The 24,521-nt window shown below is 62.5% G+C and carries 25 protein-coding genes and 1 tRNA gene; 14 read left to right on the top strand and 12 right to left on the bottom strand.

Annotation, left to right across the window (positions count from 1 at the left end; all coding sequences use genetic code 11):
• Nucleotides 1-26 precede the first annotated feature (26 nt).
• The 5 genes from NKH28_RS00475 to phnN all read left to right on the top strand — a co-directional run bounded on the left by NKH28_RS00475 (nucleotide 27) and on the right by phnN (nucleotide 3,761).
• Nucleotides 27-245 carry a hypothetical protein gene (locus NKH28_RS00475; RefSeq protein ID WP_023677508.1) on the top strand — a complete coding sequence of 73 codons (219 nt, stop codon included), beginning with the start codon at nucleotides 27-29 and terminating at the stop codon, nucleotides 243-245.
• A 2-nt stretch (nucleotides 246-247) separates the two neighbouring features.
• On the top strand, nucleotides 248-1,060 hold the full coding sequence (gene iolB / locus NKH28_RS00470) for a 5-deoxy-glucuronate isomerase (RefSeq protein WP_352977499.1): 813 nt from the start codon (nucleotides 248-250) through the stop codon (nucleotides 1,058-1,060).
• 148 nt (nucleotides 1,061-1,208) lie between these two features.
• Nucleotides 1,209-1,916 carry a DUF1045 domain-containing protein gene (locus NKH28_RS00465; RefSeq protein ID WP_352977497.1) on the top strand — a complete coding sequence of 236 codons (708 nt, stop codon included), beginning with the start codon at nucleotides 1,209-1,211 and terminating at the stop codon, nucleotides 1,914-1,916.
• 79 nt (nucleotides 1,917-1,995) lie between these two features.
• On the top strand, nucleotides 1,996-3,135 hold the full coding sequence (locus tag NKH28_RS00460; RefSeq protein WP_352977495.1) for an alpha-D-ribose 1-methylphosphonate 5-triphosphate diphosphatase: 1,140 nt from the start codon (nucleotides 1,996-1,998) through the stop codon (nucleotides 3,133-3,135).
• Complete coding sequence (gene phnN, locus NKH28_RS00455) at nucleotides 3,132-3,761, top strand: phosphonate metabolism protein/1,5-bisphosphokinase (PRPP-forming) PhnN (RefSeq protein ID WP_352977493.1); 630 nt, start codon at nucleotides 3,132-3,134, stop codon at nucleotides 3,759-3,761. Before NKH28_RS00460 ends, phnN begins: the two co-directional genes overlap by 4 nt.
• A gap of 91 nt (nucleotides 3,762-3,852) precedes the next feature.
• Here phnN and NKH28_RS00450 read toward each other — a convergent pair whose 3' ends face one another.
• The 4 genes from NKH28_RS00450 to NKH28_RS00435 all read right to left on the bottom strand — a co-directional run bounded on the left by NKH28_RS00450 (nucleotide 3,853) and on the right by NKH28_RS00435 (nucleotide 8,175).
• A complete protein-coding gene (locus tag NKH28_RS00450) occupies nucleotides 3,853-4,383 on the bottom strand; it encodes a DUF2231 domain-containing protein (RefSeq protein WP_352453004.1) in 531 nt (176 codons plus the stop codon).
• 153 nt (nucleotides 4,384-4,536) lie between these two features.
• On the bottom strand, nucleotides 4,537-5,532 hold the full coding sequence (locus tag NKH28_RS00445) for an ABC transporter permease (protein ID WP_023677502.1): 996 nt from the start codon (nucleotides 5,530-5,532) through the stop codon (nucleotides 4,537-4,539).
• Between the two features lie 23 nt (nucleotides 5,533-5,555).
• Entirely contained in the window at nucleotides 5,556-7,100 is a 1,545-nt protein-coding gene (locus NKH28_RS00440) for a sugar ABC transporter ATP-binding protein (RefSeq protein ID WP_352614992.1), read from the bottom strand.
• A 112-nt stretch (nucleotides 7,101-7,212) separates the two neighbouring features.
• Entirely contained in the window at nucleotides 7,213-8,175 is a 963-nt protein-coding gene (locus NKH28_RS00435) for a sugar-binding protein (RefSeq protein ID WP_352614994.1), read from the bottom strand.
• 538 nt (nucleotides 8,176-8,713) lie between these two features.
• Between NKH28_RS00435 and NKH28_RS00430 the strand changes: the two genes are divergently transcribed.
• Nucleotides 8,714-9,736 carry a LacI family DNA-binding transcriptional regulator gene (locus NKH28_RS00430; RefSeq protein ID WP_352970335.1) on the top strand — a complete coding sequence of 341 codons (1,023 nt, stop codon included), beginning with the start codon at nucleotides 8,714-8,716 and terminating at the stop codon, nucleotides 9,734-9,736.
• A gap of 69 nt (nucleotides 9,737-9,805) precedes the next feature.
• Nucleotides 9,806-10,948 (top strand): alpha-hydroxy acid oxidase, encoded by a 1,143-nt coding sequence (locus NKH28_RS00425; protein WP_352472339.1) that lies wholly within the window; start codon nucleotides 9,806-9,808, stop codon nucleotides 10,946-10,948.
• Nucleotides 10,949-10,994: 46 nt separating this feature from the next.
• Here the strand turns inward: NKH28_RS00425 and NKH28_RS00420 are convergent, their stop codons facing one another.
• The 3 genes from NKH28_RS00420 to NKH28_RS00410 form a co-directional block, all read right to left on the bottom strand.
• Nucleotides 10,995-11,309 carry a DUF718 domain-containing protein gene (locus tag NKH28_RS00420; protein WP_352472340.1) on the bottom strand — a complete coding sequence of 105 codons (315 nt, stop codon included), beginning with the start codon at nucleotides 11,307-11,309 and terminating at the stop codon, nucleotides 10,995-10,997.
• A 647-nt stretch (nucleotides 11,310-11,956) separates the two neighbouring features.
• Nucleotides 11,957-12,033: transfer RNA gene (locus NKH28_RS00415), tRNA-Arg, on the bottom strand.
• Nucleotides 12,034-12,335: 302 nt separating this feature from the next.
• Nucleotides 12,336-13,823 carry an ATP-binding protein gene (locus NKH28_RS00410; protein ID WP_023677495.1) on the bottom strand — a complete coding sequence of 496 codons (1,488 nt, stop codon included), beginning with the start codon at nucleotides 13,821-13,823 and terminating at the stop codon, nucleotides 12,336-12,338.
• 334 nt (nucleotides 13,824-14,157) lie between these two features.
• Here NKH28_RS00410 and rpmH point away from each other — a divergent pair, with 334 nt between their 5' ends.
• From rpmH to yihA, 5 genes are all read left to right on the top strand, one after another.
• Complete coding sequence (gene rpmH / locus NKH28_RS00405; protein ID WP_008833937.1) at nucleotides 14,158-14,292, top strand: 50S ribosomal protein L34; 135 nt, start codon at nucleotides 14,158-14,160, stop codon at nucleotides 14,290-14,292.
• Between the two features lie 23 nt (nucleotides 14,293-14,315).
• Nucleotides 14,316-14,669 (top strand): ribonuclease P protein component, encoded by a 354-nt coding sequence (gene rnpA, locus NKH28_RS00400; protein ID WP_352539960.1) that lies wholly within the window; start codon nucleotides 14,316-14,318, stop codon nucleotides 14,667-14,669.
• A 13-nt stretch (nucleotides 14,670-14,682) separates the two neighbouring features.
• Nucleotides 14,683-16,506 carry a membrane protein insertase YidC gene (gene yidC, locus NKH28_RS00395; protein WP_352977490.1) on the top strand — a complete coding sequence of 608 codons (1,824 nt, stop codon included), beginning with the start codon at nucleotides 14,683-14,685 and terminating at the stop codon, nucleotides 16,504-16,506.
• 144 nt (nucleotides 16,507-16,650) lie between these two features.
• Nucleotides 16,651-17,289, top strand: coding sequence for a CatB-related O-acetyltransferase (locus NKH28_RS00390; RefSeq protein ID WP_023677492.1), 639 nt, complete (start codon nucleotides 16,651-16,653; stop codon nucleotides 17,287-17,289).
• A complete protein-coding gene (gene yihA, locus NKH28_RS00385) occupies nucleotides 17,286-17,945 on the top strand; it encodes a ribosome biogenesis GTP-binding protein YihA/YsxC (RefSeq protein WP_031193748.1) in 660 nt (219 codons plus the stop codon). The genes NKH28_RS00390 and yihA overlap by 4 nt, the downstream gene beginning before the upstream one ends.
• A 21-nt stretch (nucleotides 17,946-17,966) precedes the next feature.
• On the opposite strand, the gene NKH28_RS00380 is transcribed toward yihA, so the two are convergent.
• Nucleotides 17,967-18,716, bottom strand: a complete 750-nt coding sequence (locus NKH28_RS00380) for a TetR/AcrR family transcriptional regulator (protein ID WP_352539958.1) — start codon at nucleotides 18,714-18,716, stop codon at nucleotides 17,967-17,969.
• A 143-nt stretch (nucleotides 18,717-18,859) separates the two neighbouring features.
• Between NKH28_RS00380 and NKH28_RS00375 the strand changes: the two genes are divergently transcribed.
• Both NKH28_RS00375 and NKH28_RS00370 read left to right on the top strand, forming a co-directional pair.
• On the top strand, nucleotides 18,860-20,038 hold the full coding sequence (locus NKH28_RS00375) for an HlyD family secretion protein (RefSeq protein ID WP_352819580.1): 1,179 nt from the start codon (nucleotides 18,860-18,862) through the stop codon (nucleotides 20,036-20,038).
• Between the two features lie 67 nt (nucleotides 20,039-20,105).
• Complete coding sequence (locus NKH28_RS00370; protein WP_245274730.1) at nucleotides 20,106-21,659, top strand: DHA2 family efflux MFS transporter permease subunit; 1,554 nt, start codon at nucleotides 20,106-20,108, stop codon at nucleotides 21,657-21,659.
• 126 nt (nucleotides 21,660-21,785) lie between these two features.
• On the opposite strand, the gene msrB is transcribed toward NKH28_RS00370, so the two are convergent.
• The 4 genes from msrB to NKH28_RS00350 form a co-directional block, all read right to left on the bottom strand.
• Nucleotides 21,786-22,286 carry a peptide-methionine (R)-S-oxide reductase MsrB gene (msrB, locus tag NKH28_RS00365; protein ID WP_352615007.1) on the bottom strand — a complete coding sequence of 167 codons (501 nt, stop codon included), beginning with the start codon at nucleotides 22,284-22,286 and terminating at the stop codon, nucleotides 21,786-21,788.
• Between the two features lie 174 nt (nucleotides 22,287-22,460).
• A complete protein-coding gene (locus NKH28_RS00360) occupies nucleotides 22,461-23,018 on the bottom strand; it encodes a fasciclin domain-containing protein (protein WP_352539955.1) in 558 nt (185 codons plus the stop codon).
• 204 nt (nucleotides 23,019-23,222) lie between these two features.
• The gene (locus NKH28_RS00355) at nucleotides 23,223-23,927 is read right to left on the bottom strand and encodes an anti-sigma factor (RefSeq protein WP_352472348.1); all 705 of its coding nucleotides are present in this window, start codon (nucleotides 23,925-23,927) and stop codon (nucleotides 23,223-23,225) included.
• The gene (locus NKH28_RS00350; protein ID WP_352540035.1) at nucleotides 23,924-24,463 is read right to left on the bottom strand and encodes a sigma-70 family RNA polymerase sigma factor; all 540 of its coding nucleotides are present in this window, start codon (nucleotides 24,461-24,463) and stop codon (nucleotides 23,924-23,926) included. Before NKH28_RS00350 ends, NKH28_RS00355 begins: the two co-directional genes overlap by 4 nt.
• Nucleotides 24,464-24,521 lie beyond the last annotated feature (58 nt).

Genomic DNA, 24,521 nt, shown 5'->3' with positions numbered 1-24,521 from the left:
AGTTCGCGAGGAAAGGTGTTGATCCGATGAAAGACTCCGAGCACCCGTTTTTCCGGCCGCTGTGGCGGCGCGTCGCCGTTGTCGCGGTCTGCCTGGTCTGGTCGGTAATCGAATTCGCCACCGGCACGCCGTTCTGGGGCGTGATCGCGCTCGGCTTCGCCGGCTATGCCGTCTGGCAGTTTTTCTACCTCTACAAGCCGGCTGACGAGGACGAGCCATCGGCAGACGCCAAACCGAAGGAATGACCATGTCTAAGCTGCTCGTCAAAGCCAATAAGGGCCACGGCCGCATCGCTCATGTGACGCCGCAAAACGCCGGCTGGACCTATGTCGGCTTCGATCTGCATCGGCTCAGGCCCGGCGAGAGCGCTTCCGGGCAAACCGCGGATCGTGAGGTCTGCCTGGTGTTCGTCACCGGCAAGGGCAAGGCCAAGGCCGGCGGCAAGGATCTCGGCTTGCTGGGCGAACGCATGTCGCCGTTCGAAGGCAAGCCTTGGTCGGTCTATGTGCCGCAGGGGTCGGAGTGGTCGGTGAGCGCCGATACCGATCTCGAACTTGCCATCTGTTCGGCGCCAGGACTGGGCGGCGGTCTGCCGGTCCGTGTCATCGCGCCCGACGATCTCGGCCACGAGGTTCGCGGCAAAGGCACCAACACGCGCTACGTCACCAACATCCTGCCGGAGGGCAAGCCGGCCGATTCCTTGCTGGTGGTTGAAGTCATCACACCCGGCGGCCACACATCGAGCTATCCGCCGCACAAGCACGACCAGGACAATCTGCCGGCCGAATCCTATCTCGAGGAGACCTATTACCACCGTCTCAACCCGCCACAGGGCTTTGCTTTCCAGCGCGTCTACACCGATGCCGACCAGAACGGTGCTCGTTCGCTCGACGAGGCGATGGCGATCGAGGACGGCGACGTCGTGCTGGTCCCCAAGGGTTATCACCCCTGCGCCGCCTGCCACGGCTATGATCTCTATTATCTCAACGTCATGGCCGGACCGAAGCGGACGTGGAAATTCCACAACGCGCCCGAGCACGAATGGCTGATGAAGGCCTAACCACTTCCCCTTCGCCCCAACCGCTGGTCCAAGCGAAAAATCGTCGGCTAACGACCCGGCTGTGTGGTTTTGTTACCGAAAACGCCGCAAAGCTTCGTCAATTCGTCATGGAAATCACCTATGGCAGCGGGGCTGACGAGGACTTTCGATGCGCTACGCGATCTATTTCACCCCCCGACAGGACGAACCGCTGGCACGGATCGCTGCCGACTGGCTCGCCCGCGACCCATTCGGTGCCGCCACAAAGCCGGTCGAGGCTGCGGGCGAGTTGTCGGCGGCAGAAGTTGCCTTCCATACCGCCTCGGCGCGCCGCTATGGCTTTCATGCGACACTGAAGGCGCCCTTCAGACTGGCCTCCAACGAGACGGAAACGTCGCTTCGTGCAGCACTCGACGATTTTGCCGAGGCGACGCCGCTGGTTACGATCCCGCGCCTCGTCGTCAGCCAGATCGACGGCTTCTTCGCGCTGGTGCCGGAAGCACCGCTGCCGGCGCTCAACCGCTTCGCCGACGACGTGGTGCGCGACTTCGACCGCTTTCGCGCGCCGTTGACGGAAGCCGAGATCGAACGGCGCAGCCCCGATTCGCTGAAGCCCGACGAGTTCCGTAATCTCTGCCAGTGGGGCTATCCCTATGTCTTCGAGACGTTTCGCTTCCATATGACGCTGTCCGGCCGGGTGTCGTCACAGGAAAGCCCTCGTCTTCGCCTAGCAATCGACAGCCTGTTTGCGGACGTGCTGCAACGGCCGGTGGCGGTGGACGCGCTGACGCTGTTTGTGGAAACTGAACCGGGCGCACCGTTCATGGTGCTGTCCCATCACGCGCTCGGGCGCCGCCCGGCCAGAAGAACTGCCTAAATGACTATTTGCTTTAACCGCATGGTGCGAAGCCAATTCATTTTCAATTGGCTGCAAAATGCTGCAAGGACTGCCTGAAATGACTGCCGAGACCGTTCTTGACAATGCCCGTATCGTGCTGGCCGACCAGATCGTCGAAGGGTCGATCGTGCTGCGCGACGGGGTGATCGCCGCCATCGATCCCGGCGCTGGCCGCAGCGGCGAGGACATGGGCGGCGACTTCATCATCCCTGGCCTGGTCGAGCTCCATACCGACCATCTCGAAGGCCATTACGCGCCGCGGCCGAAAGTGCGCTGGAACCCGATCGCCGCGGTTCTCGCGCATGACGCGCAGGTGGCGACGGCCGGCATCACCACCGTGCTCGACGCCTTGCGCGTCGGCATGGACGAGGACGCCGACCTGACGGCCGCCGACATACGCAAACTGGCCGACGCGATCGAGGACAGCGTGCAGCAGGACCGGCTCAGGGCCGACCATTTCATCCATTTGCGCTGCGAGGTTTCGGCGCCGGACTGCCTCACAGCCTTCGCCAATTTCGAAGGCGACGAGCGGGTCAGGCTGGCGTCGCTGATGGACCATGCGCCGGGACAGCGCCAATTCGTCGATCTCGAAACCTATGCCTATTATTACCAGCGCAAGCTGAAGCTGACCGATCGCGATTTCCAGAAATTCTGCGAAAAGCGGATGGCGGAATCGGCGAGGAATTCGAGCCCGAACCGCAGCTTCATCGCCGCTGCCTGCCAAGAGCGCGGCATCGTGCTCGCCAGCCATGACGACGCAACCGTCGGCCATGTCGACGAAGCGATCGAGCAAGGTGTGCGCGTCGCCGAGTTCCCGACCACCGAGGAGGCGGCGCGGGCTTCAAAAGAGGCAGGGCTCGGCGTATTGATGGGCGCGCCGAACGTCATGCGCGGCGCGTCGCATTCGGGCAATGTCTCGGCCCGCACGCTGGCCGGCGATGGCCTGCTCGATATCCTGTCGTCGGACTACATTCCCTTCAGTCTGATCCAGTCAGCCTTCTTCCTCGGCGACGTGGTCGAGGGCATTTCCTTGCCACAGGCGGTGGCGATGGTCTCGAAGAACCCGGCCGAGGCGGTCGGCCTCACCGATCGCGGTGTCATCGAGCCCGGCCGGCGCGCCGATCTGGTTCGCGTGCGCGTCGACGACCATGTCCCGGTCGTCCGCACGGTCTGGCGGCAGGGACGCCGGGTCGCATGATGGTGTCGGCATCGGTCGAGCGTGAATTGTCCGCTACGGGATTTCCGATCCGCGACGGTGTCTTCGTCGCCGTCGTCGGGCCGAGCGGTGCCGGCAAGGACACGGTGATCGGCTATGCGCGCGCCGTGTTTGCCGACGAGAGCCGGCTGGAGTTCGTGCGCCGGGTGATCACCCGGCCGAGCGATGCGGCCACCGAGGACCACGACACGCTCGCCGACGTTGCCTTCGTCGAGGCCGAAGCGGATGGCGCCTTCGCGATTTCCTGGGAGGCGCATGGCCTGCGCTATGGCATCCCGGCCCAAGTCGATTGGTCGGTCTCAAACGGCCGTGTCGCGATCGCCAACGTCTCGCGCGCGATCATCCCGGCGCTGCGGGAGCGCTACGCCAATCTGGCTGTCGTCGAGATCACGGCTACACCGGATATCCTGGCCGAGCGGCTGGCATTGCGCGGTCGCGAATCGCGCGGCGAAGTGCTGGCACGGCTGGCGCGCAGTGCCAATGTCGCGCTGTCCGGACCGGGTGTCACCTCGATCGACAATAGCGGCCCTCGTGAAGCCGCCGGCGAGCGCTTCGCCGAGGTGCTGCGCAAGGCCATGGCCTTCTCCGACATGTCGGGCCTTATCTAAAGTAGCGCCCATCCGATGCATTCGGTATGGGCGCTACTTGTCTAACCGATATCTTTTTGGAAACCGGTATCCACTTTTCGGGATTATGGCCTCATGCGGCGTGCCGGTCCCGACCAGCGTGACGAGTATCCGTGGCAGTGGTTGTCGAAGGCTTCGCTGGCGCATCCGCTGGTGTGTCCAGAACTGCAACGTGGTGCCGATACACCATCTCCCAGCCCTTCCAGCCGGTGAACAGCAGTATGCAGACCACTATGAACGACAAGAGCACACCCCATGGGCGAACCGCGGCTTCGGCGCCTTGCGCATAGCGAAGGTAGAAATTGATCAGTGCCACAACGACCGCGGTCAAGTTGCCTAGCATGTGGTACCAGGCGTCGGACAAGGCGCGAATGCGCGGCTCGTTGAGGAAGTCGATAAATCCGGCTGTCGCAGCGAGAAGGGCCATTACTATGGCTGCCCCGATCAGCCACATCGATGCCCGTGCCCAGAAGGCATCGGCAGTCCCCCAGAAAACCAGGTCGGTGACAAACGCACCGACAAGAAACGCGACAGGAAAAGGTATCAGCATCGGGTGGAGGGGGTGAGTTCCTACTTTGGCGGTACTAACTGGATTCGTGGGCATGGAACGCCTCCGCGTAGCAAAGCTTAAATAAACGCTCAGATACGGGTTTCGTTCCAAATAGAGACCGACCTGAACTGCTGTCGCGAAGCTCCGGCTGACTCTTTCACGCCACCTGCTATGGCCGTCGGCGTATTTCATCCAGCTATTTTTGCGTCACTCGGCGGCAGCACCCGCCACGCCCTTGCGTGTGGCTTCCAGCATCCGCCGCCGCGCCCTGAACACGCCCCATTGCTGGTCGACCAGCACGCCGATGAGGATCACCCCGCCCATGACGGCGAAGTTGAGCGAGGACGGGATGCCGAGCAGGTTGACGAGGTTCTGCAGCTCCTGCAGCAGCACGGTGCCGAGCAGGACGCCGATCAGCGAGCCTTCGCCGCCACGCAGCGAGAAGCCGCCGAGCACCGCGGCCGCGATGGCATAGAGCTCGTAGAACTGACCGTGGCTCGCCGGCGAGATCGAGCGTGTGTACATGGCGAAATAGATAGCTGACAGCGCCGTCAGCACGCCGCAGATAACATAGGCGGCCATGACGATGCGGCCGGTGCGGATGCCGGAATATTTCGCCGCTTCCTCGTTCTTGCCGATGGCATAGAGATAGCGCCCGAACACCGACCGGTGCAGCACCACCCACATGACGACGGCGATGACGATCAGCGCGATGAAGCTGTTCGGCACGCCCCAGGACCGCCCCGCCGTCAGGAACTCGAGTTCCGGGAAGTTCTGTCCGAAGGCAAAGCCGGCGGTGCCGTCAGCGGTGTAGAAGCGCGCCACGCCGCGATAGATCAACAGGCCGCACAAAGTCACCACGAAAGGCTGCAATTTGAGCCGGGTGATCAGCCAGCCATGCGCCAGCCCGATGATGCCGCCGAGCACCAGGATCAGCGGCAGGGCGACCGGCCAGGCCATGCCGCGCGTGGCGATGAAGTCGATGAACAGCACGCCGAGCAGCGCAACCACCGAGCCGACCGACAATTCGATGCCACCGGTGATGATGACGAAGGCTTGGCCAATCGACAGGATGCCGAACAACCCGATCAGGTTCGAGGTGTTGGCGAGATTGATCGGCAGCAGGAAGCGTGGGTTGATGATTGCCACCACCGCGCCGACCACCAGGATCAGGATCAGCAGGCCGAGATCTTTCTTGCTCATCGTCTTCTCCCAGTGCCTGCGAACTACTTCGGCTGCTTGCCGACCGCCAGCAGCAGCACGTTTTCCTGGCTGAACCGGTCCTTGTCGAGAATGCCGGAGATCTGGCCTTCATGCATGACGGCAATGCGGTCGGAAACGCCGATCACCTCCTCCATGTCGCTGGAGATCATCAGCACGGCGACGCCGGCATCGGCCAGCGCCCGCATCAGCCCGTAGATCTCGGCCTTGGCGCCGATGTCGATACCGCGGGTCGGTTCGTCAAGAATCATCACCTTCGGCTTCATCGCCAGCCATTTGGCCAGCACGACCTTTTGCTGGTTGCCGCCGGACAGCGTGCCGGTGCGCGTCTGGACGGAGGGCGCCCTGATGCCGAGATCGGTCTTCTGCTTCTCGGCGGTGGCGGATTCCGCGCCGGCCGAGACCAGCGAGCGCCGCGAATGCGCCGGCAGATTGGGCAGCGAAATGTTCTGGGCAATCGACAGGTCGAGCAGGATGCCGGTCAGCTTGCGATCCTCGGGGACGAGGAAAATACCGTTGGCCACTGCGTCCGCGGCCGAACCAAGAACCAGATCTTTTCCGTCAAGCTGGAACGAGCCGCCAAAGCTCTTGTCGATGCCGAACAGGACGCGCGCCAGCTCCGTCCGGCCGGAGCCGACGAGACCGGCGAGGCCGAGGATCTCGCCATGCCTGACATCGAGGTCGACGGGCCGGTCGGGATAGGCAGCGGTGCGAATGGCCTTGACCGACAGCGCGACAGAGCCCGGCGGGCGCGCCGATTCCGCGGCCTTCTCGCGCTCCTTCAGCATGCGGCCGATCATCAGCTTGACCATCTGGTCGTGATTGATCGCGCTCTTCGGCAAGGTTCCGGCGAGCATTCCGTCCCTGAGCACGACGACGCGGTCGGCGACGCGCTCGACCTCGTGAAGGCGGTGCGAGATGAAAATGACACTGATGCCGTCTGCCTTGAGCGCCTTGATGACGCCGAGCAGCTTGTCGGTTTCGGCGATCGGCAGGCTCGAGGTCGGTTCGTCAAGGATAACCAGCCTTGCCTCGATCGACAGCGCCTTGGCGATCTCGACCATTTGCTGCTGCGCCAGCGACAGCGCCGACACCGGCGTATCGGCCGAGAAATTGGCGCCCACGCGTTTGAGCAGCGGCGCCGCCTGCGCTCGCAGCCTGGCGCGGTCGACGAGCTTGAGCGGCCCGGCGCGCAGCGGTTCGCGGCCAAAGAAGATATTGGCGGCCACGTCGAGGTTTTCGAACAGGTTGAGTTCCTGGTGGACGAAAGCGATGCCCGAGCCGATGCTCGCCTCGACAGTCAGCCCGTCATGGGCGACGCCATCGACGGTGATGGTGCCGGTGTCCGGCCTGGTCACGCCGCCGAGGATCTTCATCAGCGTCGATTTGCCGGCGCCGTTTTCGCCGACCAGGCCGATGACCTCGCCGGGCCTTACGTCCATCGAGAATCCGTCCAGCGCGACGACACCGGGATAGGTCTTGCGCACACCGTCGAGGCTCAGGAACGGAGCGGCCGTGGATGCAACGATGGATGGGTCGGAATAATTCATCACGCCTGACAGCAGCCGGTGAGCCGTTTGGTCTCAGACTGACGGGCCTCGCGAAGCCCGTCAATAGAACGCCGGCTCAAGGCGAACCTTGAGCCGGCGCAACCTAATTCGCTCAGTTTCCAGACATCGCCTTGAGGCTGGCGGCGTAGGCGTCAACATCGTCCTTGCCGATGATCTTGGTCGGGATGATGATCAGTCCATCGGCGGGAATGCCCGACTTGTCGCCCTCGAGATAGGCAGCCATCAGCTTCATGCCCTGATAGGCCCATTCGAAGGGCTGCTGCACGACGGTGGCGGCGACGGTGCCTTCCTTGACGCCGCCCAGCGTGATCGGATCGTCGTCGAAGCCGACGACGGTGATCTGGCCGAGCTTGCCGGCATCGCGCAGCGCTTCATAGATGCGCGGCGTGTTGTAGGAATAGAAGCCGACCATGCAAGTGACGTCGGGGCTGGCGACCAGCGCGTCCTCGACGTTCTTCTTGGCGCGAGCCTGATCGATGTCGTCGCCGCGCACGTCGACCAATTCGATCTTGGTGCCGGCGAGACCTTCCTTCATGCCCTGGATACGTTCCTTGGCATTGTCGGCGCCGAGCAGGCCAACGAAGCCGAGGCACTTGCCGCCGTCAGGCATTGCCTTCTTGGCGATCTCTGCCGCCTGCTTGCCGGCATCGACATTGGAAGAGCCGATATAGGCGACACGCTTGGTCTGCGGTGCGTCGCTGTCGGTGGTGAACAACGCCGTTTCCGAGGCGATCTTGTTCAGCCCGTCGGTCGACGTCTTGGGATCGACGGCCGAGACCATGATCGCCTTCACGCCGGCCGTCACCAGATCGTCCATCAGGCGCTGCTGGATGGCGACCGAGGACTGCTCCGGATATTTGAGCTCCAGATTGTATTTGGGCAGTTCGCCTTGAGCCTTCTTGACGCCGGCTTCGGCCGCCTTCCAGAAATCGGAAGCGCCGTTGACGACGAAGGCCAGTGTCGGCTTGTCGTCGGCCCGCGCAATTGCGCTGACGGACAGGCCGAGCAGCAGGGCCGCAGCGGCGACGGACGCATTTCGTATTACAGATTTCATATTCAACCTCCCATTTGACTTAGTAATTTTCGCTGATGATGAACGTGCCGACGCGGCTTGGACGCCCTCCTCCTCAGGGTTCCGGCAGCGAGGAACGACGCCATTCCAGCCGCGATCATCGACTTTAGAGACTCATTCGCCGTTCGTAAATAGTCCGATTTGTCTGACATTTCCCGAAACGGCAGGCGAACTTCGGCTGACGGGAACCGTCCGATACCAGGCTGGCTTGCATTCCGAACACGCACGGTCCGATGTCGTCCGGGCATGACGGATTGACGTTATAGGGATGCCAGATATTAGTAAAGAGTATTAGTGGATCGGGGGATCCTCGCCACAAAAGAGAGGTCTTCCAATCGTTGCCGCTTGGGATTGGCGACTAAATCGCGTAAGAGGGTAGATTATATCTATTAGTAGCGCTTTGCCTTATAAATGCGAAATTCGAGGGACTAACGACGTGAACGAACCACTTCGGGATGCGGTCCTTCAGGGTACCAGACGGCGAAAGCCGTCCGGGAAAAACCCCAAGGGCCGCGTCACCATGACCGACATCGCCAGGGCCGCAGGCTGTTCGCAGGCGACGGTCTCGTTCGTCCTCAACAACACGCCGGGCATAAGGCTGTCGCAGCAAACCCGAGAGCGGGTGATTGAGACCGCACGAACGCTGGGCTATTCGCCGCCGGTGTTTTCTGCCTTGCGAGCCCCTGTTGCCGCATTCGGCGGGCTGGATGGCGTGATCGGCTTCGCAGTCGACCAACTGGCGACCAGCCCGGAGGCGGTCGTCGCCATTGAAGGGGCGCGGCAAGCCTCATGGAACGCCGGCAATGTGCTTTTGGTGGCGCAGACCATGGGCGACGAGGTGATGGAGCCTCGCGCCATCGCGGCGCTGACCAAGCGGGGCATTTCGGCGCTGATCTACATGACCATCTTCACCCGCGAGATCGTCGCGCCGGACTATCTCTACGGCCTCGACATTCCGGTCATCCTGCTCAACTGCTACACCGCCGACTATGCCTTCCCCGCCGTGGTGCCGAGCGAGATCGCCGGCGGCCAGAGCTCCACCCGCCACTTGATCGGCCATGGCCACCGGCGCATCGCCACCATTACCGGCGAGCCCTGGATGCAAGCGGCGCAGGACCGGCTGAAGGGTTACCGCCGGGCGCTGGCGACGGCCGACATCCCCTTCGACCCGGCGCTGGTCGTCGAAGGCGACTGGTCGGCGAGCGCCGGCTATGCCGCGACCGTCAAGCTCTTGGCGCTGAAGGACCGGCCGACCGCCATCTTCTGCCAGAACGACCGCACCGCGATCGGCTGCTACGAGGCGCTAAAGGAGGCCGGCCTGCACATCCCCCGGGATATTTCGGTGATCGGTTATGACGACGAGGAGATCGCGCGGCATCTGTTCCCGCCGCTGACGACGTCGATCCTGCCGCATATGGCGATGGGACAATGGGCGATCGAGCAGCTCGAAGTCCCCGCTGCTCCCGGTCGTGGCCGCTATCCCATCACCAAGCTCGAATGCCCGCTGGTGGAGCGGGAGTCGGTTGGCGCTCTGGCGGGCTGAGGCGAGAGCGCCGGCGATCGACAATGGCACAGGCTTGACATCGGGCCCGGCATATACCCGATTGATTTCATGAGATTGCAAAGCTGCTACAATTTTCAGGACTTCCGCCGGCTGGCAAAACAGCGCCTGCCAGGTCCGATCTTCAATTATATCGATGGCGGCGCGGACGACGAGACGACGCTGCGGCGCAACACGGCGGCGTTCGAGGACTGCGATCTCGTCCCCAACGTCCTTGCCGGCGTCGGACAGGTCGACATGTCGGTCACCGTCATGGGCCAGAAGCTGGCGATGCCGGTCTATTGTTCGCCGACGGCTCTCCAGCGACTGTTTCACCATAGCGGCGAGCGCGCCGTCGCCGCGGCGGCGGAGAAGTTCGGCACGATGTTCGGCGTCTCGTCGCTCGGCACGGTCAGCCTGGAGGAAGTCCGCAAGCACAGGACGCCGCAGGTCTATCAGTTCTATTTCCATAGGGATCGCGGCCTGAACCGCGCCATGATGGAGCGCGCCAAGGCGTCCGGCGTCGAGGTGATGATGCTGACGGTCGACAGCGTCACCGGCGGAAACCGCGAGCGTGACCTGCGGACCGGCTTTTCCATCCCATTTCGGCTTACGCCCGGCGGCATGATGCAGTTCGCGATCAAGCCGAGATGGGCTATCGACTATTTGACACACGAAAAGTTCAGCCTGCCGCAGTTGGACGGCCATATCGATCTCGGTGGCGGAGCGCTTTCCATCAGCCGCTATTTCACCGAGATCCTCGATCCATCGCTGGATTGGAAGGACGTCGAAGACATGGTCCACTTCTGGAACGGCCAGTTCTGCCTGAAGGGGATCATGAGCGTCGCCGATGCCAGAAAAGCCGTCGACATCGGCTGCACCGGTATCGTTCTGTCAAATCATGGCGGCAGGCAGCTGGACGGCTCGCGCAGCCCCTTCGACCAGCTGTCGGAGATCGTTGACGCGGTGGGCGACAAGATAGACGTCATCATCGACAGCGGCGTCCAGCGCGGCACGCATGTGCTGAAAGCCCTGTCGTTGGGCGCCAAGGCCGTCGGCGTCGGGCGCTACTATCTCTTCCCGCTGGCAGCCGCCGGACAGGCCGGCGTCGAACGGGCGCTCGGCCTGATGCGAACCGAGATCGAACGCGACATGCGGCTGATGGGATGCAGGTCGGTGGCAGAGCTTTCCAGGGGGAATGTGCGGTTTAGGTGATAGAGCCGGGAAGTGGCGCACGGCATAAGCTTTTCGAAGTGCGAAGCTATACCGACCTGCCGCCGCTGCTGCCGTCCGTTTCGAAGACAGCCTCGCCGGAAACAGCATCCGTATATCCGCCCTCAAGCTGCTGCAACGTATGCCGGAACCGATCAGGATTGCCTAGCATTTTGGGCCTGGCATCGACCATGTGCTGGAACGTGTCACACTCTCCAATCGAGAAGAAGGCGCCGTCTCCCGATTTGATGAGAGCCATTTTTCGCAATCCCTCGAAGTTGCGCGGAGCGCTGCTGAACAGTTCAACGAATTCGTCTTCACTACCCGGCTTGACCCGGAAGCGGACGCTGTTGAATGCCGTCATCTACGTTCCCTCGTGAAAGAACTGAAGAACCTCGAATTTGCGAAAGCCTAAGGCACCTCAAACCCTTCGAACAGGTGTACAGGAAAATCGGAAGGTTGGCTTCAGTCACCTCTGGCCGAAAGCCCCGTTTCTGGCGCTATTTTGCCAGGAAGAGGACGACGCTCGATCTCAATCGGTACGCCCTTCCGACCGGCAATGAAACGCACTGTTAACGCCGTTCGCGGGTGACAGGATGTTGGCCGCAGTTCGAAGGTATAATCTGCGTCTCGCTGTCAGTTGCGGAGGCGAAAATGAATTTGCTTCGGATTGCGCTCTTGTGCACGGCCATGATCGACCTTGGAACGCCGGCCGTTCGCGCTGAGGATCGGCCTGTGCCGCAGAACAATAAAGCCGCAACAACGCAGCCGCCCGTTCATTGTGAAGGCCAAAATTGTCTCCCGCCGGCGAAAGATCCCGTGCAGGAATGCACTGGCCAGGATTGCACGCCAGGCCCGCCGACTGAACCGGCCCCGGAGATTAAGCAGGCCGACTGAGTCGCATCAGCGGACCATCCGCTCTTTGCAAGGACGGCGCTCACTCAAGGCAACCTTCCGGCCAGTGGCGGCAGATTCTGTTACCTATGTCCCCGGGCCGTACATTGAGTTTAATGGCGCGCCCGAAGAGATTCGAACTCCTGACCCCCAGATTCGTAGTCTGGTGCTCTATCCAGCTGAGCTACGGGCGCGCAACAGGCCATGCTTTGCATAGCCCCGCGATCCGATCCTGGCGACCGGCCGCGAATGTGAGCTGTTCCCTAGCGACTGAATTTGCGAAAAGCAAGCCGATCCTGGCCAAAAGTTTTGCCGTCATGTTTTGCCGTCATGCGCCGGCCGGCGAAGGCAAGATCACTTCACGCAGCGGCCGAGCCGATAGGTCGTCGTCTTGGACCGGTCATTTGCCAATCGGAACGGTCCGTAACGAAACGAGCCGTTGCACGGCGGCCGAGCCACCCTTTGTGATTGAAACGATCCGTAACGAAACGGTTCGTTACGCCGGGCGGCGCAGCCCGTTGCGGGCCTGGTCGAGCCGGACCGGCTGGTCGGGAATGGTGACCGCGAATGTGGTGCGACCGCCGATCGATTCGACCAGCTCCACCGTGCCGCCATGGGCGCGGATCAATTCATGGGCGATCGCCAGGCCAAGGCCGGTGCCGCCGCTGCGGGCCGAGCCGCGAAATGCCGCGAACAGGTTTTCGCGCGCCTTAGGCGGCAGGCCGGGGCCGGTGTCGGTGACGACGATGCGGCTGACGCTGCCGATGCGCTCGGCCGATATGGTCAGGCGGCGCACCACGGCGCTCTCGGTGTCCGCCGCCATCGCCTGCACGGCGTTGCGGCTAAGATTGGTGAGCACGCGGAACAGCTGGTCGGAATCGGCATCGACCTCGAGCACCGGGTCGACGGCGTTGACGAATTCGATGCCGCATTCGATGTCGAGCAGGCCCTGGACGTCTTCGACCAGCTGGCGCAGCCGCAGCCTGCGGCGCGACGGCGGCGGCTCCTGGGTGCGGCCATAGGCCAGCACGCCCTCCGAGTAGGACACCGCACGGTCGAGCGCGCGCAGCAGTTTTGGTGCGAAGGCCTGCACGGTCGGGTCCTTGACCTGGCGCAGGCGGTCCGACATCAGTTGCGCCGAGGCGAGGATGTTGCGCATGTCGTGGTTGATCTTCGACACGGCCAGGCCGAGATCGGCCAGGTGCTTCTGCTCGGTCAGCATCTTCTGCAGCCGCTCCTGCATCTGCGACAGCTCGCGTTCGGCGACGCCGATCTCGTCGGCCCGGGCGGCGGGGTGAATGATCCGACCGGGATCGTCGGGCGCCTCGGAAAAGGACAGCATCGAGCGTGTCATCGTCCTGATCGGGCCGATCATGATCAAGTCTATCGCGGCGTAGACCAGCATGGCGGTGAACAGCGAGATCAGCAGCGAGACGAAGGCGACGTTGCGCGAATAGATCAGCATGGCATTGCGCAGGCGGTGGTCGGGCATGATCAGCTCGAATTCTTTGTCGCTGTCGCCGACCGGCCCGAAAACGCGCAGCATCCGCTTGCCGCCGAAAAACAGCGTGTCCAGCGCGCCGGTCATACCCTTGATCATGCCGACATTGGCGATATCGATATGCTCGTCGACCTGCGGCGGCATTTCGGCCACCACCAGAAGCCGCGAGACGCCGCCGTCGCGTACGGCGATCGCCTTGGCGCCGATCGCCATCAGTACGTCGTTCTGGGCGGCACGCGACAGCGAGGCAGGTTCGCCCTGCACCAGGACGATCGAAACCGCGGCGGCGGTGCTCAGCCTCTCCTTCAGCCAGCTCAGCCTGTAGCTGGCGATCCAGGGCACGAAGATGAGGATTTCGGCCAACAGCACGAAGACGATGGTGAGCAGCAGCAGCTTGGTCGACAGGCCGCGCGCCAGCGGCACCCTGCGGGTGGCGGCCTTCGCCTGGGCGATGCTTTCGTCGGTTGCTGGGACTTCACTCATGCTCGTCGTCACGGCTGCCTGTCATCACGGCTGCTTGTCTTAGGGACTGCTCGTCTTCACGATCGCTTGATCGGGTGAGATTAGGCGATTGCGGCTTTTTTGCCAAATTCATCCTTGGCCGAAGCCGGACAAAGGGCCGCAAGACTTCGATGCCGGTCCGACAATGCCGGCCCGACACGCTGGATTGACTTCCAAAACCCTTCTTTCTATAAGCCCGCTCACGCTCGGGCCATTCGTCCCGGCGCGGTTTCGATCGCGCCAAAACCGGCCCGGCAAAGCTCCTGTTACAAAGTGACAGAATCAAGAAGGGCCGCACCCCGCGGTATTTAAACAAATGAAGCGTACTTACCAGCCGTCCAAACTCGTCCGCAAACGCAGGCACGGTTTCCGCGCCCGCATGGCCACCAAAGGTGGCCGCGGCGTCGTCGCAGCCCGCCGCAACCGCGGCCGCAAGCGTCTCAGCGCCTGAGCACCAAGCGAGAGACAAGATCGTTGCCCGCAACCGGCAAGCCAACGGGTGCCCATCCCAAGCGGCTTCTGAAGCGCGCGGAATTCCTGGCTGTCCGCCGCGGCGAAAAGCGCCGCGGGCGGCTTTTCCTCGTCGAGGTCCTGGGCCGCGGCGACAGCGAGGCGCCGCGCGTTGGCTACACCGTCACCAGGAAGGTCGGCAACGCCGTCGTTCGCAACCGCATCCGGCGGCGGCTCAGAGAGGCCGTGCGCACGCATGCCGCGGATGACATGGCGCCGGGCAATGATTATGTCATCGTCGGGCGCGAAGACGTGCTTACCACTCCGTTCGGCCAGTTGAAGGCCGAACTCTCCCGCAGATTGCGTGGAACACGATAGGCCAAGGGCTTCGATGGAAAACAACCGCAACTTCTTCATCACCATCGCACTGTCGGTGCTGATCCTGGCGCTTTGGCAATATTTCTATGTGATGCCCCGCAGCGAGATGCAGCGCGAAGCCGCCCGCATCGAAGAACAGCGGGTGGCGGAGCAGAAGAAGGCCGCCCAAGGCACCAGCCCGGGCGCCAGCGAAACACCGGTGCAGCCGGGCGCCATTCCGAACGCGCCTGGCGGCGAAGCCGTCACCGCGGCCGGCCGCGAGCAGGCGATTGCCTCGACCAGCCGCGTCAAGATCGACACGCCGAGCCTCGAAGGCTCGATCAACCTCACCGGTGCGCGCCTCGACGACCTCCGGCTCAAGCACTACACGGAGACGGTCGACAAGACTTCGCCCGAGATCGCGTTGCTCAACCCGGCGTCGCTGCCGAACGGCTATTTCGCCGAGATCGGCTTTTCCGGCACGCCGGATGTGGGCAGGCTGCCCGGCCCTGACACGGTCTGGCAGACCGACGGCAATGCGACTCTGACGCCAGCGACGCCGGTCACGCTGACCTTCACCAATGACAAGGGCCTGACCTTCAAGCGCACCTTCTCTGTCGACAGCCAATATATGTTCACCGTGTCCGACACGGTCCAGAATGGGGGCTCGGCACCCGCGACGTTGTCGAACTATGGCCGCGTCACCCGTTTCGACAAGCCGGCTATCGCCAGCACTTATGTGCTGCACGAGGGCCTGATCGGTGTTACCGGCAGCGAAGGCCTACAAGAATACAAATACTCCAAGGTCGAATCGGAGAGAGAATTCAAGCCAGGCAAGTCGACCGACGGCTGGCTCGGCATCACCGATAAATACTGGGCGGTGACCCTGGTGCCGCCGAGCGGCCGCGAATTTCAGCCCAAATTCTCTTATTTCGAGTTCAAGAGCGGGCCCCATCCGCACAGCTACCAGTCCGATTTCCTGTCCGATCCGGTCACGATCGCTCCCGGGCAATCGACGACCGTGGAATCGGAGATATTCGCCGGCGCCAAGGAAGTTTCGACGATCAACGCCTATGAAAAGGACCGTCATATCCGCCAGTTCGACCTTCTGATCGACTGGGGCTGGTTCTATTTCATCACCAAGCCGATGTTCTGGCTGATCGACACGCTCTACAAATTCTTCGGCAATTTCGGTCTGGCGATCCTCGCCACCACCGTCATTGTCAAGGCGCTGTTCTTCCCGCTCGCCAACAAGTCCTATGCGTCGATGGCGAACATGAAGAAGGTGCAGCCCAAGATGCTCGAGATCCGCGAGAAATACGCGGACGACAAGATGAAGCAGCAGCAGGCGATGATGGAGCTCTACAAGACCGAGAAGATCAATCCGCTCGCCGGCTGCTGGCCGGTGGCATTGCAGATCCCGGTGTTCTTCTCGCTCTACAAGGTGCTCTACATCACCATCGAGATGCGGCACGCGCCGTTCTTCGGCTGGATCCAGGATCTGGCGGCGCCGGACCCGACATCGATTTTCAACCTGTTCGGGCTGATCCCCATTACCTTGCCGCACATGCTGATGATCGGCGTCTGGCCGCTGATCATGGGCGTGACGATGTTCCTGCAGATGCGCATGAACCCGACGCCGCCGGACCCGACTCAGGCGGCGATCTTCACGTGGATGCCCGTGATCTTCACCTTCATGATGGCGGGTTTTCCGGCCGGCCTCGTCATCTACTGGGCCTGGAACAACACGCTGTCGATCCTGCAGCAGGGCGTGATCATGAAGCGGCAGGGCGCCAAGATCGAATTGTGGGACAATCTGGTCGCGCTGTTCCGCAAGAAACCGTCGCCGGCGGAATAGCCGGCGCTCCGATAGTGCGAAACCAGAAAGCCCCGGTTCGTCCGGGGCTTTTTGCACAGGCTGCCCGCCTGGATTAAGCGATTGGTACTGCCGGACGGATCGCGCTATTTTGACCTGGCTGGCAGTTGCCCGACGGAGCTCGATATGACCGGACCCAATCCATCGATCAAGCATCCAATCCCGTTGCACACGCGCGTCGGCTTTCTGAAGCCGCTGGTGACGGCGCCGAATATCGAGATCGGCGACTTCACCTATTATGACGACCCTGACGGACCCGACAAATTCGCCGAAAAATGCGTGCTGCATCATTATCCGTTCATCGGCGACAGGCTGATCATCGGCAAGTTCTGCGCCATTGCCGAAGGCGCGCGCTTCATCATGAACGGCGCCAATCACGCCATGTCCGGCTTTTCGACCTATCCGTTCAACATCTTTGGTCACGGCTGGGAGGAAGGCTTCGACCCGGCGACATGGTCGAAGGAGGTGCGTGGCGACACAATCGTCGGCAACGACGTCTGGATCGGCATGGAAGCGGTTATGCTGCCGGGCGTGAAGATCGGCGACGGTGCCATCGTCGCGGCAAAGTCGGTGGTGACGCACGATGTGCCGGCCTATGCGATCGTCGCCGGCAATCCGGCCAAAGTGGTGAAGATGCGCTTCGATGACAGGACCATCCGGCGGCTGCTGGCGCTGGCGTGGTGGCACTGGCCAGTGGAAAAGATCAGCCGCAATCTCGATGCTATTCGTGGCAGCAACATTTTTCTTCTGGAGGCGGCGGTTTGAACGCGTTGAACAAGACCACGATCGGCATCGAATTGTTCACGCGAGCCTGGATCTTCATCCGCGGCGTGCCGGCGATGAAATTCCTGCCGCCGGAGGGACCGCCCGAGATCGCCTTTGCCGGCCGCTCCAATGTCGGCAAATCGTCGCTGATCAACGCGCTGGTCAACCAGAAGGGGCTGGCGCGCACCTCCAACACACCGGGCCGCACGCAAGAGCTCAACTATTTCGTGCCGGGCGGATTTTCGGGAGAGGGCGCCGACCTGCCGCCGATGGCGCTGGTCGACATGCCGGGCTATGGCTACGCCACGGCGCCGAAGGAAAAGGTCGACGAGTGGACGAAGCTCGTGTTCGACTATCTCAAGGGCCGGGTGACGCTGAAGCGCGTCTACGTGCTGATCGATGCCCGCCATGGCATCAAGGCCAAGGACGACGAGGTGCTGTCGCTGCTCGACAAGGCGGCGGTGTCGTATCAGATCGTGCTGACCAAGACCGACAAGATCAAAGCGGCGGGGGTACCGCGGCTGATCGAGGAAACGCTCCAGAAGATCAAGAAACGCCCGGCGGCATTTCCCTTCGTGCTCGCCACGTCGTCGGAAAAGAGCGAGGGTCTCGAGGAACTGCGTGCGGCGATCGTGCTCGCCGCCAATGGCGGATAGGCCACCGACCCTGGCAGCCTGTCAGGCGGGGCTGGAGGCCCGTTCCTGCTCTGCAAGCTGTTCGGTGCCGTAGGCCTTCAGGAACACATCGACGCCCGACCTGACGATGTGTTCGATCTCGGCCACACTTGGCGCCTTGGTGCGATAGGCGAAAATGCACTGGCGGAAAAGACCGGCCAGACACAGTTCGGTGAACTGATAGGCGGCAAGCTCGACGTCGTCGATCTTCAGCAGGCCGCGTTCGATAGCCATGTTGAGGAAAACGACGACCCTGTCATGGCCACGCTTCGGGCCGCGTTCGTAGAACCGGGCACCAAGCTCCGGGATGCGTTCCGACGCGCCGATCACCGTCCGCTGCGCCAGGATGACCCTCGCGGAAGTGATCTTCATGGACAGCACGATGCCGAACTTCACCAACGTCTGGCGAAGGTCGCCGATCTGGTCGAGCACCTCATACATGTTCTTGAAAATCGTGCCGCGCTCTTCCTCGATCAGCGCTTCGAAGAGCTCTTCCTTGTTGGCGAAGTAGACATAGATGGTGCCCTTGGACACGCCGGCCTCGCGCGTAATGTCGTTCATCGACGCGGCTTCGAAGCCCTTTTCGATGAAGACACGGCGCGCACCGTCGATGATCTGGCTGCGCTTGACCGGGTCTTGACCCGCGGCCGGGCGGCCGCGCGGCAGGCTGTCCAGCAGATCGCACTGGTCCTTGCCAGCGCTGGGCAATGGGCCTGAATCAGGCAAAGGAGCGGCCTTGGGGGCTTCGGCCATAATGTCACACCTCGTAAAATAATTCGAACCATCCGGTTCGATTGCTCTTGATATGGTCCTCTTTAAGCGCTAAGTCAACGTCGAGATCGAACCGAACGGTTCAGTCTGACAAAATTCAGCGCCAGTTAATTTAGAGAGATATCATGTCCTCGAACGCGCCCACCAGTGCCGAAGTCCGCCCCTTCCCCAGTGCCAAGGTCCAGCCTGCGATCGAAGCGCCGGAAACCCCTCTCAAGCCCGCCGACGTCACCCCGCTGGCTCCCGCCAAGAAGAAGCGCTCGACGCGCTCGATGTTGTTGCCCATCATCGGCCTGGCCCTGCTGGGCGCCGGCGCCTGGTATGGCTATGATTACTGGACCGACGGGCGCTTCATGATCACGACTGACGATGCCTATGTCCAGGCCGACACCGCGTTCATCTCGCCAAAAATCTCGGGTTATGTCGATCAGGTCAAAGTGACCGAGAACCAGCAGGTGAAGGCCGGCGACCCGCTGCTGATCGTCGATGACGGTGACTACAAGATAGCCGTTGCCCAGGCCGAGGCGCAGATCGCCACGTTGAGCAAGACGCTCGACCGCATCGATGCCCAGACCGAGGCGGCGCGCGCCTCGCTCAAGCAGGCGCAGGCGCAGAAGACCGCCGACCAGGCCGCGGCCGATAATGCGAAGCGAGCTCAGGTTCGTGCCGCCCAGTTGCTCAAGACCCGCGTCGGTACCCAGGCCCAGTTGGACGATGCCCAGACGGCGGTCGAGCAAGCCAATGCCGCACTAGCCGGCGCCGACGCGCAGATCGCGGCGGCTCAGGCGAATATCGGCGTGCTCCAGGCGCAGCGGGCGGAATCGGCAAGCACGTTGGGCTCGCTGCAGCTTGCCCACGACAAGGCGGTGCGGGATCTGTCCTTCACCGTGCTGCGCGCACCCTATGACGGCGTGGTCGGCAACCGCTCGGTCGAGCAGGGCGACCTGATCAGCCCCGGACAGAAGCTCGCCGTCATCGTGCCAATGGACAAGCTCTACATCGTCGCCAACTTCAAGGAGACCCAGCTTGCCCGGCTGGTGCCTGGTGAAAAGGTCAGAGTGTCGGTCGACGCGATCGACGGTCAGGACATCGAGGGTACCGTGTCGTCGCTGGCCCCGGCTTCGGGAGCAGTGTTCTCGCTGCTGCCGCCGGAAAACGCCACAGGCAATTTCACCAAGGTGGTGCAGCGCGTTCCGGTTCGCATAGACGTGCCCGCGGATGTGCTGAAGACGGGCAAGCTGCGCGCCGGCCTGAGCGTCGTCGTCGCCGTCGACAGCCGCACCGCGCCTTCGGCATCGAAGTAAAGCGGAACCGGGAGCAAGGGTCATGGCGACCGCAACCCTAACTGCAGGATCGGCGCCGGCGCCAGCCATGCCGGTGCCGGTCGACCACATCTCGACGCGCCGCGTCATCGCCTTCCTGGCAATGGTGTTCGGCATGTTCATGGCGATCCTGGACATCCAGATCGTCTCGGCCTCGCTGGCCGAGATCCAGGCGGGCCTGAGCGCCAGTTCGGACGAGATTCCGTGGGTGCAGACGGCGTATCTGATTGCCGAGGTGGTGATGATCCCGCTGTCGGGCTTCCTCAGCCGGATGCTGTCGACGCGGGTGCTGTTCACAATCTCGGCGGCAGGTTTCACGGCGGCCAGCGCGCTGGCGGCGACCGCAACCAATATCGACCAGATGATCGTCTACCGCGCCGTGCAGGGCTTCATCGGCGGCGGCATGATCCCGAGCGTCTTTGCAGCCGCCTTCACCATCTTCCCGCCGTCGCGCCGCGCCATCGTCTCGCCGATGATCGGCCTGGTGGCGACGCTGGCGCCAACCATCGGCCCGACCGTCGGCGGCTATATCAGCCATGCCATGTCCTGGCACTGGCTGTTCCTGGTCAACGTCGTGCCCGGCATTCTGGTGACGACGGCCGCCTGGTCGCTGATCGACTTCGACAAACCCAATCTCAAGCTGTTCAGCAAGTTCGACTGGTGGGGGCTTGCCGGCATGGCCGCCTTCCTGGGCTGCATGGAATATGTGCTGGAGGAAGGTCCCAACAACGACTGGCTGCAGGATCAGGCGGTGTTCATCTGCGCCGTCATCATGACCTTCGGCGCGGTGCTGTTCTTCTGGCGCGTGTTCACCGCCGAGGAGCCGATTGTCGATCTGAGGGCTTTCAGCAATATCAATTTTGCCTTCGGCTCGTTGTTCTCCTTCGTCGTCGGCATCGGCCTCTACGGTCTGACCTATCTTTATCCGGTGTTCCTGGGGCGGATCCGCGGCTACGATTCGATGATGATCGGCGAGGCGCTGTTCGTCAGCGGCCTAGCCATGTTCTTCACTGCGCCGATCTCCGGCATCCTGTCGAACAAGATGGACCCGCGCATCATGATGATGATCGGCTTCTTCGGCTTCGCCACGGGGACCTGGTGGATGACGCATCTCACCGCCGACTGGGATTTCTATGAACTGCTGATCCCGCAGATCCTGCGCGGCTGCTCGATGATGCTTTGCATGGTGCCAATCAACAACATTGCGCTCGGAACCTTGCCGCCGGAGCGGCTGAAGAATGCGTCTGGCCTGTTCAACCTGACCCGCAATCTCGGCGGCGCCGTCGGCCTGGCAGTCATCAACACCGTGCTGATCGACCGCAATGCCTTCCACTACGCCAGGCTTTCCGAGCACGTGCAATGGGGAAGTGCCGCTGCGCAGCAGAAGCTGCAGAACATGACGCTCAACTTCGAGCAGACCGCCGGGCTAGACGCCTCCAAGGCGGCCATCTCCAAACTGTCAGGCATGGTCCAGCAGCAGGCGTCGCTGCTGTCGTTCATGGACGTATTCTTCATGCTGACGGTTTTGTTCGCGACGCTTGGGCTCTTCACCCTGGTGATCCGCAAGCCAGCCGCTCAGGGCGGCGGTGGCGGAGGCCATTGAGGCGCGCTGGATCCCCCGCCTGGCGCCCTCGCGCATGACCCCGAAAAGCGATTTTCGGGGTCATGCGCAAAATCAACCATTACGAAGTCCTCTCGCGCTCCGACAAAGTCAGGGTCGCAGCCGTCCTCACCCGGTCGCCGGCTTGAAGGTCAGGGCAACGCCATTGATGCAGTGTCGCAACCCGGTCGGCGGCGGACCGTCGTCGAATACGTGGCCGAGATGGCCGCCGCAGCGGCGACAATGGACCTCCGTGCGGGTCATGCCCAAAGACCTGTCCACGGTCTTGCCGACGGAATTCGGGATTTCCTGCCAGAAGCTCGGCCAGCCTGTGCCGGAATCGAACTTGGTCTCTGACGAATAGACCGGCAGGCCGCAGCCGGCGCAAGCGAAGATGCCTTTGCGGTGCTCGTTGAGCAGCGGACTGGTGCCCGGGTATTCCGTGCCCTCCTTGCGCAGCACATTGAAGGCCGCGTCGGACAGGATGGCGCGCCACTCGGCTTCGGTCTTGGTAACCTCGAAAGTCTCAGCCGCGCGTGCATCCTGGGCTCCGCCCATGCGCAGCGCGGTGGCGCCTGCGACAACGCCAATGGCTGCCGCACCACTCAAAAGAAGCTCGCGACGGTTCATGGCCATTCCTCCTGTCATTGCTTGTGCCAAATTCGACCGCCACACGGAAATCAAAAGCCGGTGACGTTCGCTGTCCTCAAAGCGGGACTCCGCGCCTATCCACATCTTGCGTGAACGGCGCGGAGCGTGCGCAGGGAGGCACTTAGCGATATCTTCGCCGGCAGCGTGCGTTTGTTACATCTTCGGCAGGAGAACCTTGTCGACGACGTGGATGACGCCGTTGGACTGCTCGACATCGGCGATCGTCACATTGGCGACGTTGCCGTTCTCGTCGGTCACGGTGACCTTGCCGCCGTCGGCCTTGAGCGACAGTTCGCAACCACCGACCGTCTTGACCTTGTGGGTGCCGCCGTCGTTCTTGACCATCTTGGCGACGTCGGCGGCCATCGCTTTGGCGCCGATGACATGGCAAGTCAGGATCTTGACAAGCTTGTCCTTGTTTTCAGGCCTGAGCAGCGTCTCCACCGTGCCGGCTGGAAGTGCCGCAAAGGCCTCGTTGGTCGGCGCGAACACAGTGAAGGGGCCAGCGCTTTGCAGTGTATCGACCAGGCCGCCTGCCTTGACGGCAGCGACCAGCGTCGTGTGGTCCTTCGAGTTGATAGCATTTTCGACGATGTTTTTCTGGGCATACATGGCGGCGCCGCCGACCATCGGATTTTGAGCATAGGCAATGGTGGCGAGCGCGGAAATGGCGACCGTGCCGGCAAGCAAAAGGGTGGCGAATTTACGCATGATTTCAATCTCCTCGGGTTATCGTTCCCCTCATTTGGGAACGCAAGGAGATACGCGATAGAAATGCTGGAGTTTCGCCCTCTCCGCAAAAAAATATTTGTCGCTGCAATTTGCCGGGCTCGGATCGACAGCCGCCAACAAGCTTTGCAGGCGTCTACATCGCGGGAGATAGATTTCAGGTCTGCTTCCCGCGATGAGAAGCGGTCAGATGCTCTTCAGATCGCCCGCTGCGACCACCGGTCCAGTCGGCTGGCCGGTCGGTGAACCGCCGGCCGGCTCAACGCTGACCGCAAGCACGGCGCCTTGCGCCAATTTCTCCTGGACGGCGGGCGGGATGGCCAAATGCGCGGTCGCACCGGCCGGGATGACGCCCATCGACACCGGCGCCTTCTTGCCTTCGATCATCCACAGCTCGAAGTCCTTGCCGGCGGCCCGCTCGCCGGAAACGTGGGAAAGACCGACCTCGTGACGGGCGGCATCGTAGACGACGAGATATTTGACGTCGCTGCCTTCGGCCGCCAGCGAGGCGACAAGCCGCGCCTGCGGCGGCTCGGTGGACGGGCGGAAGTAAGGCACGGCGATGTAGATCGCCAGCGCCGCAATGGCGGCGGCGGCAAGACCGCGCCAGAAGCCAAGGCTCGACCACAGGCCGGCGCGCGGCTCTGCAGCGAAAAGCCGGCGGTCCAATGCTTCCTTGACCCTGATCGGAGGCTCTGTCTCCGGATAGGCGGCGGCCATCGGCGAAAGATGCGCCTCCCAGGCATCGACAAGGCGCGCGAAGGCGGCGTCCGCATCGATGCGGCGCGACGCGATCTCGCGTTCATCGGCGGCCAGAACGCCAAGAACGTATTCGGCGGCGAACAGGTCGTCGCCCCCACGTTCCGGTCCATTGTCGTCAGCCAGCGTCATCTCTCCAGGCATTCTCTCAGTTTCAACAGGCTGCGCCGCAGCCAGGTCCGCATCGTGTTCAGCGGTACGCCATAGCGCTCCGCCAGTTCGGCATAGCTTTTGCCATCCAGATAGGCGCCCCGAACGGCCGCCGCCCGGTCCTTCTCCAATTCCTCGAGACAATGGTAGATGCGTTCGGACTCACCGCCCGCCACGGCCATGGTCTCCGGCCCCGGCGCCGGATCGGCCACGTCGAGCGCGGCATCGATATAGGCGGCAGGCTCTCGCCGCGCCCTGATCCGATCGATCGCATGATTGCGCGCAATGGCCACCAGCCAGGAGATCGGGCTCAGATCCGAAACGGCGAAACGGTCCGCCTTCGTCCATATCTTGACGAAGACCTCTTGAAGCGCTTCTTCAGCATCTCCCCGATCCTTCAATACACGAAGGCAGACGCCGAAAAGTTTCGCGCTGGTCTGCCGGTAGAGCAGATCGAACGCAGCCCGGTCCTTCATCGAAGTCCGGACAATCAGGTTGCTGATGTCCTGCGGCGTCATTCGCCGCCAAATTAGGCGATTGTAATGTATTTGCAACGACTGAAATGGTCTTGCGCAC

This window comes from Mesorhizobium sp. M1227, assembly GCF_040318315.1.
GTDB lineage: Bacteria > Pseudomonadota > Alphaproteobacteria > Rhizobiales > Rhizobiaceae > Mesorhizobium.
Note: the sequence above shows the minus strand (reverse complement) of the source record. Positions and strands in the feature narration are given on the sequence as shown.

Bases quoted from the DNA above. Each gene is read 5' to 3' on its own strand.
- phnN (WP_352977493.1), top strand. From the start codon at position 3,132: ATGATGGTGTCGGCATCGGTCGAGCGTGAATTGTCCGCTACGGGATTT.
- NKH28_RS00425 (WP_352472339.1), top strand. From the start codon at position 9,806: ATGAGATTGCAAAGCTGCTACAATTTTCAGGACTTCCGCCGGCTGGCA.
- NKH28_RS00410 (WP_023677495.1), bottom strand. From the start codon at position 13,823: ATGAGTGAAGTCCCAGCAACCGACGAAAGCATCGCCCAGGCGAAGGCC.
- NKH28_RS00440 (WP_352614992.1), bottom strand. From the start codon at position 7,100: ATGAATTATTCCGACCCATCCATCGTTGCATCCACGGCCGCTCCGTTC.
- NKH28_RS00390 (WP_023677492.1), top strand. From the start codon at position 16,651: ATGACCGGACCCAATCCATCGATCAAGCATCCAATCCCGTTGCACACG.
- iolB (WP_352977499.1), top strand. From the start codon at position 248: ATGTCTAAGCTGCTCGTCAAAGCCAATAAGGGCCACGGCCGCATCGCT.
- NKH28_RS00375 (WP_352819580.1), top strand. From the start codon at position 18,860: ATGTCCTCGAACGCGCCCACCAGTGCCGAAGTCCGCCCCTTCCCCAGT.
- NKH28_RS00475 (WP_023677508.1), top strand. From the start codon at position 27: ATGAAAGACTCCGAGCACCCGTTTTTCCGGCCGCTGTGGCGGCGCGTC.
- NKH28_RS00370 (WP_245274730.1), top strand. From the start codon at position 20,106: ATGCCGGTGCCGGTCGACCACATCTCGACGCGCCGCGTCATCGCCTTC.
- NKH28_RS00380 (WP_352539958.1), bottom strand. From the start codon at position 18,716: ATGGCCGAAGCCCCCAAGGCCGCTCCTTTGCCTGATTCAGGCCCATTG.
- rpmH (WP_008833937.1), top strand. From the start codon at position 14,158: ATGAAGCGTACTTACCAGCCGTCCAAACTCGTCCGCAAACGCAGGCAC.
- NKH28_RS00460 (WP_352977495.1), top strand. From the start codon at position 1,996: ATGACTGCCGAGACCGTTCTTGACAATGCCCGTATCGTGCTGGCCGAC.
- NKH28_RS00360 (WP_352539955.1), bottom strand. From the start codon at position 23,018: ATGCGTAAATTCGCCACCCTTTTGCTTGCCGGCACGGTCGCCATTTCC.
- NKH28_RS00450 (WP_352453004.1), bottom strand. From the start codon at position 4,383: ATGCCCACGAATCCAGTTAGTACCGCCAAAGTAGGAACTCACCCCCTC.
- NKH28_RS00430 (WP_352970335.1), top strand. From the start codon at position 8,714: ATGACCGACATCGCCAGGGCCGCAGGCTGTTCGCAGGCGACGGTCTCG.
- NKH28_RS00435 (WP_352614994.1), bottom strand. From the start codon at position 8,175: ATGAAATCTGTAATACGAAATGCGTCCGTCGCCGCTGCGGCCCTGCTG.
- NKH28_RS00420 (WP_352472340.1), bottom strand. From the start codon at position 11,309: ATGACGGCATTCAACAGCGTCCGCTTCCGGGTCAAGCCGGGTAGTGAA.
- NKH28_RS00350 (WP_352540035.1), bottom strand. From the start codon at position 24,463: ATGACGCCGCAGGACATCAGCAACCTGATTGTCCGGACTTCGATGAAG.
- msrB (WP_352615007.1), bottom strand. From the start codon at position 22,286: ATGAACCGTCGCGAGCTTCTTTTGAGTGGTGCGGCAGCCATTGGCGTT.
- yidC (WP_352977490.1), top strand. From the start codon at position 14,683: ATGGAAAACAACCGCAACTTCTTCATCACCATCGCACTGTCGGTGCTG.
- NKH28_RS00355 (WP_352472348.1), bottom strand. From the start codon at position 23,927: ATGACGCTGGCTGACGACAATGGACCGGAACGTGGGGGCGACGACCTG.
- NKH28_RS00445 (WP_023677502.1), bottom strand. From the start codon at position 5,532: ATGAGCAAGAAAGATCTCGGCCTGCTGATCCTGATCCTGGTGGTCGGC.
- NKH28_RS00465 (WP_352977497.1), top strand. From the start codon at position 1,209: ATGCGCTACGCGATCTATTTCACCCCCCGACAGGACGAACCGCTGGCA.